The organism is Nitrospira moscoviensis (assembly GCF_001273775.1).
Classification (GTDB): Bacteria; Nitrospirota; Nitrospiria; order Nitrospirales; family Nitrospiraceae; genus Nitrospira_D; species Nitrospira_D moscoviensis.
In genome coordinates, this window is the sequence record NZ_CP011801.1 from 3589858 (window position 1) to 3607539 (window position 17682).

The following is a 17682-nucleotide window of genomic DNA, read 5'->3' on the forward strand; positions in this document are numbered from 1 at the left end:
GGTTCCGAGTGCATTCCTTGTTCCGTGGTGATGACGAGGTGCTCGCCGGCAGGTGAGCGTGGAGGCCTGCGAGCCGTTTGAGCGGACCATTGAACGGCCGTTGCGCTTTCCGGCGTATCTCTTTAGTCTCTCCGATGCTCTGACGCGGGATAAAATGGCAGGTGCAGACGTCTGCAGCCAGCAGCGGTGAACGAGTTGAACACTAACGAATTGCGCAGTGGATGCTATCGGGTCGCCAAGCAGTTCGAGGAGCGGGCTGCGAAGGCTGACTCCACGCCAGACGATCAGGAGGCGGCTGAGCTGGCGGCCCGTGTCATTAAGCGCGCCGAAAGGTTGGCCGGGACAATACCAGAAGATTGGGCGGATGCCGATCTCAGTGCCTTCCATCAAACTGTCACATCCCTAGCGAACGCTTTCCAACAGGACGTTCTTTCCGCTGCACCAACTGCGGCGGAAGCGCTGCAAACCGATGCTCTCGCGGAACTGGCTAAAGAAGAGCGGCGCTTTATGCAATCATTAAATCTTCGGGCATGGGATGTCTGGAATGAAGCGAATGAACTATTGGCTGACTTGCTCACGCTGTATCCCCTGAGGTCTAACTAAACCGGAAGGGCTAAGCGCCGGCTGATCCCCGGCGTGATGCGGCCGTCCTCGCGGCCGCGCCCTTCCTTCCCCACGCGAGGACCCCACGAGGAGGGGACATGAGAGCCCAGGACCATCCTGACGCAGCTCACATCCGTGATCTTGCGTGCAATCCGAACAGCCAGATCGCTGAGCCTATCGTATGGCTAGGACCAGGTATCTGCATTGTCTTTCGGCAGGATCATAACAAGCGAGTCCGGATGTTGCTCGAGATCAATGATCAAACGAGGCTGGAGCACCTCAAAGATATCTGGCCTAAGATACATGAATGGCAAGAATTCTTGGTCGAATGCCAGGGCCGCGATAAAGACCAAGGATACATCTCGCAACTCCTCGCGAGGCATAAGAACGGCATGAGCTATTCAGAAATCGCCGAGAAGGTTGAGTTGGACGCGCTGAATTGGCTCGATTGGTACGTTAACCGCAGCGGCCTTGATCTTACCGAGGAGCTGAAACGTATTGATAAATGGTCGCCTCATGAAATCAATCACTGGATGGAGGAATGTCGGGCGGCGGTAACTTTCTTTCGTCTAGCAGGCTCCAATGTAGACGAGGAAGAATTGGAAGAATGGTTGTTGGCTGCCTTGAAGCATGTCGCATCTGGCAGACAGGTTCCAATGCGCGCGCAGCCGCCTATTTCAAGGCAAAATGTAATCGATCGGGTGCGACACGTTAAGAAGAGGAACCGTGTGGAAAAAATAAGTTAATCCTTCCCATAGTCGCTTCTGTTTTACTTCGCTATACCAGCCTCCTGGAAAATAGGAGGATGGTATGGAGCTTTCACCTTCGTCTCCCCATTCCGATTCATCTCCCAAGATTCTAACTACCGGCGAAGCGTCAAGGGCGCTTGGCATGAGTCCCGATCGCGTCAGACAACTGGAGCGATGTGGTGTATTGCCAGCCATCCGAACAGAGACAGGTGTGCGGCTATTCGAGCGGGCAACGATTGAACAGTTTCAGCGCACTCGAGCAGGAAAAACACGTTGGCGCGCCCGACAGAAGTAGGCCAGCTATGGGCGTTGGTTCAGGTCTGCACTTGTTGCTGTGCCATTAAGGGGGCGAAGTGAGCGTCGAGGCTATGGCTTGGGCCTTCGCCATTGACCTGAGACCCTGCCCGAAGAGTGTTCTTGTCGCTTTAGCAAATCGGGCCAATGAAGAAGGCCTTTGCTGGCCTGGCATCGAGGATCTTGAACGTCGCACCGGGTGGAGCAGGCGGGCGGTCCAAATGGCTCTGAGAATGTTGATGGAGAAGAACCTCATTGCAGTCAGCCCGCGGTACGAGAATGGCCGCCAGTTCTCCAATCTTTACAAGCTTGCCATGGATGCACCAGCTGCACCCCCGAGGGTGCACGGCATGCACGGGGGGGATGCACCAGCTGCACCCCCGAGGGTGCACGGCATGCACGGGGGGGATGCACCAGCTGCACCCCCGAGGGTGCACGGCATGCACGTGGGGGATGCACCAGCTGCACCCGAACAATCAGTAGAACAATCAGAGGAACAGTCAGTTAAACATAGAAACGGGAGACGGAAGCAAAGAATGCACTCGCAAATTGATGAGGCTCTTCAATGTGAATTTGAGCGTCTCTGGATATCTTACCCTGCTCGCAATGGTAAGCGTGTCGGTAAACCGGAGGCCCTCAGAAAGTACTTACAACTTAGCCCTGAAGAGCGTGCGCTTCTCCCTTCCGCTGTTCAGAACTTTGCCAGATCTGAGTTTGTAGGTAAGGGCATCGGTATTAAAGATTTCCACCGGTTCTTGCAGAATGGTCATGGGGACCAACCTTGGCGAGAGTGGCTGGTGCCGGAACAACCCGCCCGTCGAAATGCTTTGGTCTGCACCAAGCGCATCCACCGTGACGGCGATCCCTTCCTGCGGCCGTGTGGCCGGCCGGCCACCCCGGAAAGCCGGGGGACCGAGCCGCGGTGTGAGGCGCACCTGGTTCGCCAGCCTGCGGAGGTGGCTGCCGCACTATGATTTCTTCAATGCCCCAGATTCAGCCGCACGATGCAGAAGCGGAGCAGGCGATCTTAGGCGCGATCCTCCTCGACTCCTCCGCTCTCTCGCAAGCACAAGAGATCATCACGGCGAGTGATTTTTACAATGCCCGGCATCGCCTCATTTTCGAGGCCATGGTGGAGCTTGCTGCGTCGAGCGTTGCCATCGATCTACTGACGGTCGGTAATCGGCTGGAAGAAAAGGGCCAGCTTCAGATAGTCGGCGGTCGTGCGGCCGTGGCCGAGCCTCTCATGAGTGTTGTCTCTGCTGCAAGCATTACGGAGCACTGTCGCATTGTTCGGGATCATGCGCTGCGCCGGAAGACGATCGGCGTATTGAGCGAAGCACTCCCAAGAGCGTACCGCAAGGATGCGATCGCTGAACTGCTGGGCGACTGTATGCGCGAACTAGGCCAGCTCGTCTATGGCCGGGATGGCGGAACCTGGCGCCATATTTCGAACATCACTGTCGAAACGTTGCAGTATGTCGATGCACAAGCGAAGGGCGATCGCGCCGTGAAGGCCGTCTCCACGGGGTATTCAACCGTGGACCGCCTACTGAGCGGCTGGCATCCCTCGGACCTGGTCATTATCGCCGGCCGTCCGAGCATGGGTAAAACCACTTTCGCACTCGGCAGTGCCGTGAGAGCTGCCAAGGCGGGCGCCCGTGTCGGCCTCATTTCACTGGAAATGTCAGCCTGCCAACTGGGACTTCGCCTGCTGGGCATGGAGACTCCGCTGAACGTCCATGCGCTGAGGACTGGTCATGTCAAAGAAGATGGCTGGTGGTGCCTCGCACATACGGCGCAGTCCCTTGAAGGGGTCTCGCTCTGGGTCGATGACTCCTCAGTCCTCACCGTCGAGCAGATTATGGCAAAGGCCAGAAGTCTGAAGCTGAAGGCGGGCCTCGATCTGCTCATCGTCGATTATCTGCAGCTCCTGGAATTTGCGGGCGCCGAAACACGACAGCAGGGCATTGCCGATGCGTCACGCCGACTCAAGCTGTTAGCCAAAGAGCTGAACGTGCCGGTGATTGCGCTCTCGCAGTTATCACGCGACTGTGACCGTCGAGAAGACAAGCGGCCGGTCCTGGCCGATCTTCGGGACTCGGGTGCCATCGAGCAGGACGCTGACGTGGTTCTCTTCCTGTACCGGCACGAGGTGTATTTTCACGACACCGAAGAGAAAGGCGTGGCGGAAATCTTGGTCCGCAAGCATCGCAATGGTCCCATAGGGGACTGTCGCCTTCGGTTTGTCGATCGCTTCGCTCGCTTTGAGGATTTTGAAGGGCCAGTCGATGCGCATAACGGTTGATCGATCTCTCAACGTCGTGATCGTGAGTGGTGAGCCGGCCAAAGGCGGCAGCTATCAGATCGTGCTGACCCCGGAGCAAGCCCTGGTCGCCGGCCGTGTGCTTCAGGTTCACGCGGCATCTCTGGGGCCAGAGGTACCGGAAGGAAAACGGTATGAGCCCATCTCGCATCGATAGAGCCCAACTCCGTGACACAACCGCGGGGGCGGGCGTGCTGTGCACTACTGCCCTGCTCCAGTGGTGCACAGCTGAAAGAGGCATGGCCTCGCGCACGTTAATCAGCTCCCTGTGCAACCCGCGAGCCCATGCCGGCAGCGGGACAGGTGGTGATCCTCGCCTGTCCCCTGCCCTAACTCTGGCAGTTCATGTTCAACCCATAAACCCCTAACGAGGAGGCTCACATGTCCATGCAAGCAGGTCCAATTGTTTCCGGAGTTGATGTTGAGCGGCGCAACGCCCCAGTTACCCGAGTGGTACGGCGAAGCTACAACGGTTCGGAGAAACAAGAACGCCAAACAATCGAGCTGGACCTGCACTCATTTGGACATCCCGATTTTGTGGCGGGTGATGTGGTCTCCATTCGAAACGGATTAGTTATCCCGTTGGATCCGGGCGCCATCATTCCATTCGCAGGAATCATCCTCGGTGTGGTGCAGAACGGCGCTGGCGCATATTGCGCTGATCTGATCGTGCGCGGGGCGCTCGATGATGTGACCGTCGAGGGGGGCTACCACGTGGGCAGCAGAGTCTACGCCCGGCGTGAGGGTGAGCGGGTGGTCTTTACCACTTCCTCGAAGGACGCGGCTCTTGTCGGAGAGCTGCTGTATCGCCGTGAAGGCGGCCGCTGCATCGTCGGCTTTCGCCGCGCAGATGATACGCGATCCTTCAGGTGTCTATAGGCATTCAGCCAACAAGGTCCACAGGAGGTAACGATGAAGACCAAAGACGAAAGGCGAAGGGCAATTAACCTAGCGGTGGGGCGAATCGAGGCGCAAGAGCTCCTGAAGCAAGCCGAGTGGTCGGATGCCCAGCTCGCAATGGTGGAGACCGAAGAGCTAGCTCGAAGCGCATACGAGCTATCGCAACCATTGCAGCTCGATTTCAGGAGCATCGATTCTTTCCTTGCATACTGGAGAAAGCTGCGCCGTCGGAGCGAAGCCCTCTGCGGCTAGAGGGGAAGGGCTAGCGGGTCCTTCCTGGCATAGGAGACATGCGGGTGGGCGAAGCCGCAGTTTCGAGCTAGTGCCAGGGTCTGAATCAACGTGAGTAGTAATAGTTGGGTAATAGAAGACCAGGATATCTGACGCGGTATGCGAAATCACGGGGAATTACCGTCCGCCAGGCGGACTATCAGCTCAAAAAGTGCGGCATCGTTACGTCTGCCTATTTCGATTTCGACGAGGCCGATCGCCGGCGGGCTGCCTGGACCACGGCGGGCCCGGGCAATGGCAGCGCGGGGGATGGCTCAGCCCCAGTGGGTTCTCTTGGAGAGGCGCAAACACGCGAACGGCAGGCCAAGGCGGCACTGGCTGAGATCGAGCTCGGCCGGCGCCGGGGTGAACTGGTGGAGCGGGACGCGGTCGAAAAGGAGGCCTTTCGTGTTGGTCGGCTCGTGCGAGATGCACTCATGAATATCCCCTCGCGCCTGGCCGGGATCCTGGCGGCCGAAAGCGATCAGCGCAGAGTGTACGAGCTCCTGGACAAGGAAATTCGGCAAGCCTTGGAAGCGCTGGCCTGTGATGCCGGAATCACTGACCGTAGCAATGGCACCCTGCAGACGTCTGCAGAGGCTGCGATTTAGGGAGGAGCAATGGATGAGAGCCGCGAACTGGTGGTGCGTCCTAAACAAGTGCGTCTTGTAGCGTGTCCTCGTCCGTTCTCCGTGGATCGCGTTGATATGCGCCGGCCGGCCGGCGGAACCGTGGCCGATCATATGGCGGCCATCGGGATAGATCCGGACCGGGTCTTCGCTCGCGTCTTCATCGATGATCGGATGATTCCTACTGCAGAATGGGAGCGAGCGAAGCCGGCCGCTGGGGAACTGTTGACGATCCGCGTGATACCCACCGGCGGACAGGCGGAGGGAAAGGATGTGATGAGAACCGTGGCATTGATTGCTGTCATGGTCATAGCAGTCGCAATTACGCAGGGCGGAGTTGCCTCTCTATTGGGGCCTGCTTTTCAAGCCGGAGCCTTGGGAGCGCAGATTGGCGGGTCGGTTTTCGCCATTGGGGCGTCGCTGGCCGTCAATGGTCTCATTCCGCCGACACTTCCCCGCCGGCCGGCTCGAGCGCAGCTCTATATGCCCTGCAATACTTCTCGTGACACCACGGTGGCCGCATGAAGCTTCCTAGCAAGAGCACCATTCAATTCACACATGGCGCGGATGGCAGCGTACAGATGGAAGGGCGAGCGGACGTCTCTTTACTAAAAGTCCAAAAACCTCAGGGCTATACCCCCTTCCTATGGATGGACCAATTGTCGTTGCCGCGATTTCAAGAGGATTGGGAGTGGGCGGCTCATCCTAAAGGGCTCAGCCGCCGGCATCTCCGTTTTATTCTCGCCGATGAATCGCCGCTCCGCACGCCCGGGCAACGTACATACGATCCGTCAAAGATTCTTGTGCAATACCCGCCTGATTACTATGCCCTGACTCTCAGCCATACCGGATTCATCATCGGGTTCACTCAGCCAGAAGCCCTCATACCATCAGAGAGGCGTGAAGATTGGCTCGCGCTCGGAATTCGGATCCCGGAAACGACCGTGGGGCAGTGCCTCATATTCAAGGCTGTTCTATACGAATCACCTTTAGCCGATGCGGCGTGGCGCGGTATTGAGCGAGGGATTCTAACGCATTCCTGCGCGGTGCTTGCCGATTTTGATCCTGATCAAAATATGCCAGGAACGTTACGTGAAGTCGCAATCGGTCCGAGCGAAGAGGTCGGCTGTTCAGGTGCGAAGATCCTTCAGCACTGGGAAGCGTAGCGATCTAGAGCAAGAGAGAAATGTCCGCTACCTCGAAATGTCCAGTATCTAGACCAACAGCCGGCGCGCTGCCCTGGTCCCCCGAACTTTTTGAGCACATTACTGATCTATTGGCTGAGGCGCTTTATAAGGATTTTCAAGAACATCGACGGGCTACGGTTAATTCCCCTCAAGGAACAAACCGTCCCGCGCTATTGACGCCGGCCCCTAAGGAGCATAAGTGATTCTCCACTCTGCAGACGTCTGCACTCCGGAGGGAATCATTTTGGACGAGGACGAATACAAGCGCCCGGAACCGGAAAAGATAACCAAGCTCGAAGGGGCCGAGCGATTGTTAAAGGCGGCTATTCGTCTTTTCTTCGAAGAGGGCGACATGCTCGCAGTGCATTCACTAGCGGCTGCCGCTCACGAGGTCCTTCGGAATCTACTTGCGAAGAATAATCAAACTGGGTCATTCATCAAGGATAACGATTACATTGCCCAGACCCATGCCAAGGAATATTACGACCACATGAACAGACCGCATAATTTCCTTAAGCACGCCGATAGGGATCCGGATGGCGTTCTTGATTTCTACCAGGATGCTACACCGTTTTGGATTCTGGATGGCATCGGTATGTACATCAAGCTGACCGGCAACATGAGATACAAAGTGTTTCTTTTGTTCTTCGCCTGGTTTGCACAGCAGTATCCCAGAATGCTTAAGCAGGACAGCGATCTTGCGCATTTGGTGGAGCGGTTCGCCAGAGAATCGATAATCTCAAAAAGGCACTTCGCAGAAATAATCGGAAACCCTGATTTGCTCGACGCCAAAGCCTTTGTCTAACCTATGAACGCCGCAATCTACGTCAGAAAATCCACGGCACAGACTGGCATGAGCGAGGATGCTCGTTCCGTCGAACGACAAAAGGCGCGCGCGATCGAGTATGCCGGCCGCCATGGCTGGACCGTCCAACCCCATCATATCTTCGAAGATGACGGTATCAGCGGCGCCGAGTTCGAGCGTCGGCCGGGTTTCCAGCGGCTTAAGGAGACGCTCCGCCATCGTCCTCCGTTCCGGTATCTCATCGTGATGGATGAATCGCGGCTCGGCCGAGAGTCGATTGAGACGGCGCACGTCCTGAAGCAACTGTCGCTCGCCGGCGTCCGGATCTTCGCCTACTTGGATGACCGGGAGGTGCTGGTCGACGGTCTCATGGACAAGATGCGATTGGCCTTCACCGGCTTAATGGATGAGGGCGAACGGTACCGGGCCCAGCAGCGGACGTTTGACGCGATGAAGCGAAAGGCTTTGCTCGGCCATGTCACCGGCGGCCGCGTCTACGGCTATGACAACGTCGAGATTGCTTCCTCTACACTTGATGCGTATGGCCGGCCGAAACGGGATCATGTCGAACGCCGAATCAATGATGAGCAGGCGGCCGTCGTGCGCCGGGTCTTCCGTCTGTGTGCAGACGGCAAAGGGATGGTCTCCATCGCGCGCCAGCTGAACGACGAAGGTCTGCCCGCTCCGCGCAACAGCCAGGGCCGAACCGTTTCGTGGAGTCCCTCGTCGGTGCGAAGCCTGCTCTTCAGGCGGCTCTATCTCGGGGAAGTGATTTGGAACAAAACGAAGAAGCGCAATCCGTGGGGTATGCAGCAGCAGCGTAAGCGGCCAGAAACGGACTGGCTCAAGATCTCCATGCCGCAGCTTCAGATCATCTCTGAGGCTGACTGGAAAGCCGCACACGATCGCTTAGCCGGTACCCGTGCTGTCTATCTTCGGGGGACCAAAGGGGAGCTCTGGGGGCGGCCGGCCAGCAATCTAGAATCCAAGTATCTGCTGACCGGCCTGGCGAAGTGCGGCCAGTGCGGGGGAAGCCTCTATGTGCGGAGCAGCTCGCGGAAGGGCGGCCGGGCCCTCTTCTACGGCTGCATGACCTACCATCTTCGAGGGAAGAGCGCCTGCACGAATAATCTGTTGACCCCTATGGATCAGGCCAATGAACAGGTTTTGGCCGCTCTGGAGCGAAATGTGCTGCATCCGGAGGTCACAAAGACGGTGGTCAGAAAGGCGCTCCAGAAGTTCCGCACCGCCGAGCAGGGCTGGAAGGATCGCCGGGACGCGCTCCTTAAGCGAATCTCCGCGGTCGATGCAGAAAATAAGCGGCTAGTGTCGGCCATCTCGGCCGGCGGTGATATCCCAGCCCTTGTAGAGGCTCTGAAGGCTGCCAATGAACGGAAGGACGGCCTCGTGAGGGAACTGGCCGAAGTGAACAGCTATCAGCATTCTGAGGCAGATTATGACGAGCTCGAGAAAGAGCTACAGGCCCATTTTGAGGCCTCATGGAAGACGATCTTGACGCGCCAGGTCGGCCCGAGCCGCCAGATCCTGCGCAAGCTGTTCGACGGCGCCCGCCTCCCCTTCACCCCCACCATCGATGCTGAGGGATCCCGGTACGATTTCCACGGGACGGCTTCGATCGGCCGGTTACTTCCTGATCGTGCAAAGAAAGTGGTGTCCCCAACGGGATTCGAACCCGTGTTGCCGGCTTGAAAGGCCGGCGTCCTAGGCCAGGCTAGACGATGGGGACATGAAGATGGGCGTAGAGTGACCGTGCTCTTGTATCATATCTCACAGACCGATGTCACTAGAGCAGCGCCGTGAATGGCGGGATCGTCCGAGAATGGCGAGCCGCGCACGGCTCATCGGCAGGCGAGACAGGAAGAAGACGAGCCCGCTTGTGGCACCGAAGGTCCTAGCCATCGTGCAAGGGTCGATCGCAGCTCCTCCAATCGGACGGGTTTTTGAAAGGTGGCCGCCCGGATGGTGGGGGAACATCTCCTCGAACTCCCGCCCCACCCGCTCTTTGATCCGGCCCTTCGTCAGTGCCTCGGACGCACGATTGTAGTCGATCAAGGTGAACGACCCCATATCCCCTTCATCGAGAGCTGTGGTACAGTGAGTGCTTGATTCGACCCCCCTTTGCCTCGAAAGGACGACGCTCATGCGAGGGCGAGGCTGCCCGGCATTTCTTTTGCTGTGGGGAATGGTGATCCTGGCCGCCGCATGCGCGCACGATACGTATCAGGAGCGGGCGGACCTCATGAAAGACCATGTCGAGGCCTTCTATTCGCATTTGAAAGCCAATCGCATCGAGGCGGCCGTCCACGAGAATGAGCAGATCGAAGCCATGGCGGATCAGATGGCCGACACGGTTCGCACGCGCGCCCGCCAACAGGGCACCACGCAGGCCGAACGGGAATTTGCGCTGCTGAAGACGGCCAGAGAAACCGCGGCGCAGAATTGGATCGCGCTGGGGCAATACTTCGCGATCAAGAAGCAGCCGGCGCGCGCCCGCGCCAGCTACCAGCGGGTCATCGACACGTACACGAATCCGACCGAGCGGAACTATCGGGAACAGGCGGCGCGGGCCCTCAAAGATTTGGAGATTCTCTCGCCGGCCGGGCACAGCCCGCCTTCGCCGTGAGCGCGCCGGGCTTCCTGCCATCCGGCCCTCTGCCGTGGGCCCCCCGTCTTTTGGGAACCGTCCTCCTCTGCACCTGGCTCGCCGGTTGCGCGCACACCATCCAGGTCGATCCGCTTCCGGCCACCCCCGCCGCCACGCGAATTCCACGCGCCGTCCAACTGGTCGTCGGCCCCCTCTCCCTGGAAGGGGCGGATCACATGCCCGGTATTACCTTGTTGAAATGGCCCCACCGAGATCTCAGCGAGGCGCTCCTCCGATACGTCGAGCGACGGGAGACCTTCGCCTCGGTCTCGGCGGCGCCGGCCGATCTTGCGATGTCGATTGTCACGAACCTGTCGATGAGGTCCCGGCAGCGCTATCGTTACCGGGTGCGGTTAGAGATAGAGATGAGGGACGGCGCGACGCCGATCAAAACCTATCGCGCCGAGCACGAAGCGGAAGGCTCCTCTGTCCGGTGGGTCACCGCCTCGGACCGGGATCCCATCCAAGCGGCGCTGCAGCAGGCGCTCGACGACGCGTTCGGACAGATTGAGGCCGACCACGCTCTCTACGCAGCCGGCCCCCGTTCCAAATAGGGATCTCGGATCACGCCGCCGAGATGGTGCGACGGCAGTGTCCCCCGTGAGACGCAGCGGGCGGACTTTTTCAACCGCCTGCTCAGGCCGAGCGGGCTTCTTTGAACCGGGTCCAAGCCTCCTGCGCCTGAGAGGGGGGAGCGGGCACATAATCCGGGCAATCGATGCGGAGAGCCGGCGCGCCGAAGGGCGCGTCGAGGAATTGGCAATGATGCGGCTGCTCGGCGTCCGGATGGGCATGGGGCCGGAAATGCTCGCACGACACGCACATGCGGGCCACCGGAATCTCTCCCTGCAGTTGCAGGGAGCGGATCAGCTTGACCAAAACCGTCAGCAGCGACACTTGCTCCTCGGCCGAGAGCTGCTGCGCCGCCGCGGACAAGATTTCCGGCCAGCCGCTCACGACCCGGCCCGCCTTGGCGCCCTTCGCGGTCAAATGCACGGTGACGACACGGTTGTCGACTTCCGTCCGGCGCCGGCGCACCAGCCGCTTCTGCTCCAGCGTCCTGATCACCTCCGACGCCGTCGGCAGCTTGACGGACAGTTCCCGCGCGATCGTCGACACGGTGGCGGACTGGGTCGACCGGCCGCACAAAAAGGCCAGCACTTGGACTTGCAGCGGCCCCACGCCCTGCCGCCCCTGCCGTCTCCAGGGCCGGCTCTTCATCGCCAAGCCGATTTTCGACAGGCCGGTCACAAGACGATCGGGAAGTCCGTTCTGTTCTATTTTCAGCGAAGATTTCATGGTGCAGTCCTTGGTGAGAAGTCCGGTGTTGAAAATGACGTGCGGTAGTCTATTGGGTTCGTATCCTCATCGTCAAGCCTGCGCCGTGCGCTGAACGGAAATAAATCCGCTTATTTTGTCTCCGGCGGGATGGTCGGGGCCGTTTGTACCCATTGTGACATCGACGGGTCAGCGCACGACCAGCACGGAACAGTCGGCATGCTGCACGACACGTGTCGACACGCTCCCGAGGAGCACCCGCCCGATGGCTCCCAGCCCTTTGGCGCCCGTCACAATCAAGTCCGCCTTGTGCTGCTTCGCGACGGTCAGGATCTCGTCCGCCGGTTTGCCGAGTCGCACCGCTTCCACCACTTGGAACCCCGCTTTCGCCACCTTGTCCACGACCCGTTGCGCGACCGCGCGGCCGGCTTCGCGCAGCTCGGGATATTTCAAGTACGGCAACACATGCACCACCGTGACCATGAGGGGTTCCCGGTCGGGGCCGCCGGGAGTCGGATTGATGGTCCGGACGAGAAACCGCACGGCCTTGTCGGACGCCGGCGAGCCATCGATGGCGAGTACGATTTGACGCACCGGCTTGGGTGCCTCCTTCACGACGAGCACCGAGCAGGGTGCGTGATGAATGGCGTGATTGGACGTGCTGCCCAGCATGAACCGATCCAGCGCATCCAACCCGCGCGACCCGATGGCGAGCAGCCCCACGCCGCGCCTGGCGTGCCGGACGATCGTGGCCGCCACGGCGCCGCGCTCGACGGTCACGGTTCCGCCCAAGCCCAGCGCCGCCAACACATCCTCCGATTGCTTTTTGGTGGCCTTCGCCGCCGTTTCCATCCGCTTCACTTCCGCTTGAAGATAGCGTTCGGTGCCGACGATGACCGGCTGGACCATGAACGGCGCCCGGAGACCCGCCACGTCCACGACATGCAGCACGCGCACCGTCGGCTGCACGAGGAACGGCAGCTGCGCCAGCCATTCGATCGCCCACCGGCCGTGTTTGGAGCCATCGGTTGCGGCTAAGACTTTCATCTCACCTGTCCTTTCACCGGAAACGCGCGCATCAATCCGCCGTGCCTGCGAAACGGTCGCGGAATTGCTCCGGTGACAACCCGACCAGCGCGGCGCAGCGGCCCAGTTCGACGGGATTGCTCAAGTCTTCCGAGGACAACCGGATCATATATTGTCTGGCGATCCGATACGACTCCGACTTCGTGTCCACCATCCGGACCTTGGCCCGCCCCGTCGCCGGGTCCACCATCCGGGAAAAGGGAATGGGCGTAAAGCGCCCGTTCTGAATCGAGACCATCGCCGCCGTGCCGCCGTCGAGCACCAACTGGGCGGCGCAATAGCCGAGATCGCGCGTATATTCGATGTCGTAGGGAATCGGGTCGGCGCAGCGGAGCTCGTACCCCACGTTCTTCGCCATGATGGTGGTGGGCAGGCCCCAGGCCTTGAGTTGCTTCGTCAGTTCCCTTCGCAAGACGTCCCCCACATCCACCTCGGCCAAACGCAGATGGCCATGTTCGTCGCGCTCCACATGCTCGAGTCCGCCCAAATCGTGCGGGTCCAGGATTTCGATCAATCCTTCGGCGAGCACGATGACGCCGTCCGCGCGCCCGGCGTTGAGCCGCTTGATCACGGTGCCGAGGAGGACATCGACGAGGCGCCGCAGCTTCACGGGGCGGGCCGGGAACTCCTCCGGGATGACCGTCAGCGTGGCGCCCACCGCCTTGCCAATGCCCAGCGCCAAGTGGCCCGCCTTGCGGCCCATCGTCACGGCGAGATACCAGCGCGACGTCGTATGGGCGTCCACCATGAGATTCTTCACGATCTCCACGCCGACATGGCGGGCGGTCTGAAACCCGAACGTCGGAATGCCGTAGGGCAGATCCAGGTCGTTGTCGATCGTTTTCGGCACGTGCACCACCTGCAGGCGGCCGGCGGCCCGCTCTTCCAGCTTGAGCGCCGAGAACGCGGTATCGTCGCCGCCGATCGTGACCAGCCGCGTGACGCCCAGCCGCGCCAATGCCGACAAGACCGTGTCCAGATGCTCGGCTTTTTTCGTCGGGTTGGCGCGCGAGGTGCCCAGATACGATCCGCCCCGGAAGTGAATCCGGCTCACTTCCTCGATGGAAAGCGGCCGCGCCTGGCCGATGCCGCCTTCCATGAGCCATTTGAAGCCATCGATGATGCCGAGAACGTCGGAGCCGCCCAGGATACAGCGGATCGTGACGGCGCTGATCACGCTGTTGATGCCGGGAGCGGGTCCGCCGCCCACGAGAATGCCGACGGTCGGACGTGGGTGGTTCATGAGCCCCCCGGCTCCGGCTTTGCCGCGCGGTCCTGCCTCAAATACACCGACCAATAGACCAATGCCACGAGCAGGGTCCCTCCCAGAATATTGCCGACCGTCACCAGCGCCAGATTGGCCGCCGCGCCGGCGAAGGACATCGGCGCCGCACCGGACGCGGTGAGCAACAGCCCCATCGGGAGAAAATACAGGTTGGCGACGGAATGTTCAAATCCGCAGGCGACGAAGGCGCTGATCGGGAACAGGATCGCCAGGATCTTGTCGGCTACGCTGCGGGCGGCCATGCAGAGCCAGACGGCGAGGCAGACGAGTGCGTTGCATAAGATGCCGCGCGCCAGCGCCGTGATCGGGTCGAGCGAAACTTTCGCGCGCGCGATGCGCACCATCGTCTCGCCCACCGCGCCGTCGCTCAACGTCTGAATGCCGGCCAGCCAGACCAGCACCGCCGTCCCGACCGCGCCGAGGAGATTCCCCGCATAGACCCATCCCCAGTTGCGGAGCACATGGACGGTGGTCACGCGGCCGGACGCCCAGGCCATGGCGAGCAGATTGTTGCCGGTAAAGAGCTCCGCGCCGCCCACGACGACGAGGATGAGCCCCAGACTGAACGTGACGCCGCCGGCCAGACGAATCAATCCAAAGTGAGGGGATTGCGCGGACCCGGCCGTGATCGTCACCGTGAAGAACAGCGCGCCGAGCGCGATGAACGCCCCGGCCAGCACGGCCAACGCCAGCATCGTGGGGACGGACGCCGCCGCTTTGGCGACGCCGATGTCCCGGACGCGCTTGGCCACTTCAGCCGGGGCGTAGGCGTCGAAGAGCGGGACGGGAGAAACGGCAAGTTGAGGGGAAGCCGCCACACGTTCGTCGGAACTGAACGCCGTCTGTTTCACGGGCGAACCCCGACCCTGCTGTGGATGTGCCGCCGCTCGGTTTCGTCTTCCGGATCGAGCTCGTCGCGCTCAACCGGCTCGACCCGCACGGTGGAGACTTTGTACTCCGGGCACTTCGAGCTTTCGTCCGCGCTCGACGAGAGCAGGCTGTTGAGATCCGTGCCGGGAAAATGAAAGCTGGTGAAGAGCTCGCCCCGGCGGACCCGGTCGCTCGGCGCGACGGGCAGCACGGCCGTGCTGCGCGCGCTCACGAGCCGGACCAGTTGGCCGGCCGTGAAGCCCAGCCGGGCCGCATCGTCCGGATGCATCTCCAGCACGTCACTGTCCACTAATTCGATGATCTCCGTCCGCCGCGTCTGGGCACCGCAGTTGTAATGCTCCAGCAGCCGCCCGGTGACCAGCACGAAGGGATAGTCCTCGCTCGGCTGCTCGCCCGGCGGGAGATACTCCACCCCCACGAACCTTCCCTTCCCCCGCGCGAATGTCTCGCCATGCATCAGCCAGGTGCCGGGATGCTGCTTGTCGGGCACCGGCCATTGCAACGCCTGAGGCCGATCTAAACGCTCGTACGAGACGCCGGCCAACATCGGACTGAGGGACGCCATCTCATCCATTATTTCCGAAGGGTGGTTGTAGCGCATCGGATAGCCCATCCTGGTGGAGACTTCACAGACCACCTGCCAGTCCGGAAGAATTCCATCCGGCGGCTCCACGGCTTTTCTGATCCGCTGGATGCGCCGCTCCAAATTCGTAAAGGTGCCGTCCTTCTCCAGGAACGACGCGCCGGGCAGCAGGAGATGCGCGAACTTCGCCGTCTGGCTGACGAAGAGATCCTGCACGACCAGGAACTCCAGCCGCGACAGAGCCTCCCGGACTTTCTTCAGATTGGGATCGGTCTGCGCCACGTCATAGCCGATGATCCAGAGGCCTTTCAAGCGGCCGTCGAGCGCGGCATCCCACATGTCGGGAATCTTCATGCCGCGGCGAGGCGGCAGCGGGCGGCCGGTGATCGCGTGATGGCGCGCGGCGACGACCGGATCGTCCAGCAGTTGGTAGCCGACGAAATGCGTCGGCAGGCAGCCGGAATCCGACGCGCCCTGGACATTGTTCTGCCCGCGCAACGGATTGATCCCGGTGCCCGGCCGCGCAATGTTGCCCGTCGCAAGCGCCAGGTCCACCAGCGCCATCACGCCGTGGCTCCCCCACCGATGCTCGGTCACGCCGAGACCATGCACGGACAGGGACGCGCCGCTGGCCGCATACATCCGCGCCGCCCGGCGGATGTCCTCGGCCGGCACGCCGGTCAACCGCTCGACCACCTCCGGCGGATAGTCCTTCACCGTCGCGAGCCAATCGTCGATCCCTTCCGTTCGCTGCTCGATGAAGGAGCGGTTCAGCAACCCTTCGGCGGCGATCACATGGCCCAGTCCGTTTAAGAGCGCGACGTTCGTCCCCGGCTTCAGTTGCAGATGGATCGTCGCGGCGCGCGCGACTTCGGTGCGGCGCGGATCGATCACGATCAGCGGCAGGCCGCGCCGGGCCAGTTGAAGCAGTTTGGCGCCCAGGACCGGATGAGATTCCGTCGGATTGGCCCCGACGACCATGATCAGCTTGGCCGCGTCGAGATCGCGGATCGAATTGGTCGCGGCGGAGGCGCCGAGCGTCTCCATCATACCGGTCACCGTCGCACTGTGGCAGACCCGCGCGCAGTTGTCGATATGGTTCGTGCCCATGACGCAGCGGATGAATTTGCCGAAGAGATAATTTTCCTCGTTCGTCCCCCGACTGGACGAAATGACCGCCGCTGCATCCGGGCCGGCTTGATCCTTGATCCGGCTGAACGACCGCGCCACCAAATCGAGCGCCTGCTCCCAGCCGACGGCTTTCCAGCCGGTCCCGTCGCGCAGGAGCGGCCGCCGCACGCGGTCCTCCGCATCGTTGTAGGTCCAGCCGAACCGGCCCTTGAGGCAGGCGTGACCGTGATTCGACGGTCCATCGTCGGAGGGCACCATCGAGACGACTCGCCCGTCCCGCAGGCCTGCGTCGAACGAACAGCCGACGCCGCAATAACCGCACGTCGTCCGCACGTGGCTCGTCGGCGGGCCGTGACGCAGCACCGTCTTTTCGGTCAAGGCGCCGGTCGGACATTCCTTTACACAGGCGCCGCAGGAGACGCAGGTCGACGCGGCGATGCCGCCATGGCCGGCGATCCCCTGGATGCCGTCGCCGCCCCAGGCCGGTCGGATGGCGAATCCGGCTCTGACCATCGAGATGGCGAAGGCCGGTTGAATCTCATCACAGGCCCGCACGCAACGCGCGCAAGAGATGCACCGTTGGTTGTCGAACAGGAAGAAGGGGCTCGACTCATCACGGACCGGTTCGCGCTGCGCCCCGGCCGGGTAGCGGACACCTGTGACACCATACTGCTGCGCCAGATCGGCCACCTCTTGGAGCGACTGCCCTTGCGGGCGCTCGGAGAGATAAAGCTCGATGAGGTTCCGCCGGTGCCTGGCCAGTTGCTCGCTCTCCGTCCTGACGTCCATTCCGTCACGGACCGGCATCGAGCAGGTGGCATGGAGCCCCTTCATGCCGTCGATTTCGGCGACACAAAGGCGGCAGGATCCATAGGGTGAGAGATGGACGGACGCACAGAGGCTTGGAATCCGGATGCCGGCTCTAGCCGCGGCCGTATAAATGGTGTCGCCGTGCTCCGCGGTTACAGATCGACCGTTGATCGTGAGGTTCATTCGTTAG

General features: G+C 61.1%; 20 protein-coding genes and 1 tRNA gene. 14 read left to right on the forward strand and 7 right to left on the reverse strand.

The annotated features are described in order from the left end of the window. The first annotated feature begins 186 nt into the window (after positions 1–186). The 12 genes from NITMOv2_RS17435 (at position 187) to NITMOv2_RS25170 (ending at position 9473) form a co-directional block, all read left to right on the forward strand. Positions 187–603: a hypothetical protein gene (locus NITMOv2_RS17435; RefSeq protein ID WP_053381077.1), complete on the forward strand. Its 417-nt coding sequence runs from the start codon at positions 187–189 to the stop codon at positions 601–603. A gap of 98 nt (positions 604–701) precedes the next feature. After that, positions 702–1349, forward strand: coding sequence for a hypothetical protein (locus tag NITMOv2_RS17440; protein WP_053381078.1), 648 nt, complete (start codon positions 702–704; stop codon positions 1347–1349). A 64-nt stretch (positions 1350–1413) separates the two neighbouring features. Further along, positions 1414–1647, forward strand: coding sequence for a MerR family DNA-binding transcriptional regulator (locus tag NITMOv2_RS25160; RefSeq protein ID WP_083448157.1), 234 nt, complete (start codon positions 1414–1416; stop codon positions 1645–1647). A gap of 73 nt (positions 1648–1720) precedes the next feature. Then, positions 1721–2620 carry a helix-turn-helix domain-containing protein gene (locus NITMOv2_RS25165; RefSeq protein WP_083448158.1) on the forward strand — a complete coding sequence of 300 codons (900 nt, stop codon included), beginning with the start codon at positions 1721–1723 and terminating at the stop codon, positions 2618–2620. Between the two features lie 8 nt (positions 2621–2628). Then, positions 2629–3954, forward strand: a complete 1326-nt coding sequence (dnaB, locus tag NITMOv2_RS17450) for a replicative DNA helicase (protein WP_053381080.1) — start codon at positions 2629–2631, stop codon at positions 3952–3954. Positions 3955–4353: 399 nt separating this feature from the next. Continuing rightward, a complete protein-coding gene (locus NITMOv2_RS17460; RefSeq protein WP_053381082.1) occupies positions 4354–4851 on the forward strand; it encodes a hypothetical protein in 498 nt (165 codons plus the stop codon). Positions 4852–4884: 33 nt separating this feature from the next. Next, positions 4885–5124: a hypothetical protein gene (locus NITMOv2_RS17465; RefSeq protein ID WP_053381083.1), complete on the forward strand. Its 240-nt coding sequence runs from the start codon at positions 4885–4887 to the stop codon at positions 5122–5124. Between the two features lie 104 nt (positions 5125–5228). Next, positions 5229–5753, forward strand: a complete 525-nt coding sequence (locus tag NITMOv2_RS17470) for a hypothetical protein (protein WP_053381084.1) — start codon at positions 5229–5231, stop codon at positions 5751–5753. 9 nt (positions 5754–5762) lie between these two features. Continuing rightward, complete coding sequence (locus NITMOv2_RS17475; RefSeq protein WP_053381085.1) at positions 5763–6296, forward strand: hypothetical protein; 534 nt, start codon at positions 5763–5765, stop codon at positions 6294–6296. Further along, complete coding sequence (locus NITMOv2_RS17480) at positions 6293–6937, forward strand: hypothetical protein (RefSeq protein ID WP_053381086.1); 645 nt, start codon at positions 6293–6295, stop codon at positions 6935–6937. Before NITMOv2_RS17475 ends, NITMOv2_RS17480 begins: the two co-directional genes overlap by 4 nt. 220 nt (positions 6938–7157) lie before the next feature. Further along, positions 7158–7763, forward strand: a complete 606-nt coding sequence (locus NITMOv2_RS17485) for a hypothetical protein (RefSeq protein ID WP_053381087.1) — start codon at positions 7158–7160, stop codon at positions 7761–7763. A 48-nt stretch (positions 7764–7811) separates the two neighbouring features. Beyond that, positions 7812–9473 carry a recombinase family protein gene (locus tag NITMOv2_RS25170; protein ID WP_420799902.1) on the forward strand — a complete coding sequence of 554 codons (1662 nt, stop codon included), beginning with the start codon at positions 7812–7814 and terminating at the stop codon, positions 9471–9473. Here the strand turns inward: NITMOv2_RS25170 and NITMOv2_RS17500 are convergent. Together NITMOv2_RS17500 and NITMOv2_RS17505 are read right to left on the reverse strand one after the other, a co-directional pair. Then, positions 9433–9510 (reverse strand) — tRNA-Glu (locus NITMOv2_RS17500). The genes NITMOv2_RS25170 and NITMOv2_RS17500 overlap by 41 nt on opposite strands. Positions 9511–9551: 41 nt before the next feature. Beyond that, on the reverse strand, positions 9552–9851 hold the full coding sequence (locus NITMOv2_RS17505) for a hypothetical protein (RefSeq protein WP_053381090.1): 300 nt from the start codon (positions 9849–9851) through the stop codon (positions 9552–9554). 73 nt (positions 9852–9924) lie between these two features. Between NITMOv2_RS17505 and NITMOv2_RS17510 the strand changes: the two genes are divergently transcribed. Both NITMOv2_RS17510 and NITMOv2_RS17515 read left to right on the forward strand, forming a co-directional pair. Next, positions 9925–10407 (forward strand): hypothetical protein, encoded by a 483-nt coding sequence (locus NITMOv2_RS17510; RefSeq protein ID WP_053381091.1) that lies wholly within the window; start codon positions 9925–9927, stop codon positions 10405–10407. Between the two features lie 50 nt (positions 10408–10457). Further along, positions 10458–10982 (forward strand): YajG family lipoprotein, encoded by a 525-nt coding sequence (locus NITMOv2_RS17515; protein WP_053381092.1) that lies wholly within the window; start codon positions 10458–10460, stop codon positions 10980–10982. 82 nt (positions 10983–11064) lie between these two features. Here the strand turns inward: NITMOv2_RS17515 and NITMOv2_RS17520 are convergent, their stop codons facing one another. The 5 genes from NITMOv2_RS17520 to fdhF form a co-directional block, all read right to left on the reverse strand. Continuing rightward, the gene (locus NITMOv2_RS17520) at positions 11065–11727 is read right to left on the reverse strand and encodes a MarR family winged helix-turn-helix transcriptional regulator (RefSeq protein ID WP_053381093.1); all 663 of its coding nucleotides are present in this window, start codon (positions 11725–11727) and stop codon (positions 11065–11067) included. 168 nt (positions 11728–11895) lie between these two features. Beyond that, positions 11896–12753, reverse strand: coding sequence for a universal stress protein (locus NITMOv2_RS17525; protein ID WP_053381094.1), 858 nt, complete (start codon positions 12751–12753; stop codon positions 11896–11898). 31 nt (positions 12754–12784) lie between these two features. Next, positions 12785–14035, reverse strand: a complete 1251-nt coding sequence (pfp, locus tag NITMOv2_RS17530) for a diphosphate--fructose-6-phosphate 1-phosphotransferase (protein ID WP_053381095.1) — start codon at positions 14033–14035, stop codon at positions 12785–12787. Continuing rightward, the gene (locus tag NITMOv2_RS17535; protein WP_053382144.1) at positions 14032–14895 is read right to left on the reverse strand and encodes a formate/nitrite transporter family protein; all 864 of its coding nucleotides are present in this window, start codon (positions 14893–14895) and stop codon (positions 14032–14034) included. The genes pfp and NITMOv2_RS17535 overlap by 4 nt, the downstream gene beginning before the upstream one ends. A gap of 29 nt (positions 14896–14924) precedes the next feature. Next, complete coding sequence (gene fdhF, locus NITMOv2_RS17540) at positions 14925–17675, reverse strand: formate dehydrogenase subunit alpha (protein ID WP_053381096.1); 2751 nt, start codon at positions 17673–17675, stop codon at positions 14925–14927. Positions 17676–17682 lie beyond the last annotated feature (7 nt).

Bases quoted from the DNA above. Each gene is read 5' to 3' on its own strand.
- NITMOv2_RS17480 (WP_053381086.1), top strand. From the start codon at position 6,293: ATGAAGCTTCCTAGCAAGAGCACCATTCAATTCACACATGGCGCGGAT.
- pfp (WP_053381095.1), bottom strand. From the start codon at position 14,035: ATGAACCACCCACGTCCGACCGTCGGCATTCTCGTGGGCGGCGGACCC.
- NITMOv2_RS17505 (WP_053381090.1), bottom strand. From the start codon at position 9,851: ATGGGGTCGTTCACCTTGATCGACTACAATCGTGCGTCCGAGGCACTG.
- NITMOv2_RS17475 (WP_053381085.1), top strand. From the start codon at position 5,763: ATGGATGAGAGCCGCGAACTGGTGGTGCGTCCTAAACAAGTGCGTCTT.
- NITMOv2_RS17440 (WP_053381078.1), top strand. From the start codon at position 702: ATGAGAGCCCAGGACCATCCTGACGCAGCTCACATCCGTGATCTTGCG.
- NITMOv2_RS17520 (WP_053381093.1), bottom strand. From the start codon at position 11,727: ATGAAATCTTCGCTGAAAATAGAACAGAACGGACTTCCCGATCGTCTT.
- NITMOv2_RS25160 (WP_083448157.1), top strand. From the start codon at position 1,414: ATGGAGCTTTCACCTTCGTCTCCCCATTCCGATTCATCTCCCAAGATT.
- NITMOv2_RS17510 (WP_053381091.1), top strand. From the start codon at position 9,925: ATGCGAGGGCGAGGCTGCCCGGCATTTCTTTTGCTGTGGGGAATGGTG.
- dnaB (WP_053381080.1), top strand. From the start codon at position 2,629: ATGCCCCAGATTCAGCCGCACGATGCAGAAGCGGAGCAGGCGATCTTA.
- NITMOv2_RS17460 (WP_053381082.1), top strand. From the start codon at position 4,354: ATGTCCATGCAAGCAGGTCCAATTGTTTCCGGAGTTGATGTTGAGCGG.
- fdhF (WP_053381096.1), bottom strand. From the start codon at position 17,675: ATGAACCTCACGATCAACGGTCGATCTGTAACCGCGGAGCACGGCGAC.
- NITMOv2_RS25165 (WP_083448158.1), top strand. From the start codon at position 1,721: ATGGCTTGGGCCTTCGCCATTGACCTGAGACCCTGCCCGAAGAGTGTT.
- NITMOv2_RS17525 (WP_053381094.1), bottom strand. From the start codon at position 12,753: ATGAAAGTCTTAGCCGCAACCGATGGCTCCAAACACGGCCGGTGGGCG.
- NITMOv2_RS17465 (WP_053381083.1), top strand. From the start codon at position 4,885: ATGAAGACCAAAGACGAAAGGCGAAGGGCAATTAACCTAGCGGTGGGG.
- NITMOv2_RS25170 (WP_420799902.1), top strand. From the start codon at position 7,812: ATGAGCGAGGATGCTCGTTCCGTCGAACGACAAAAGGCGCGCGCGATC.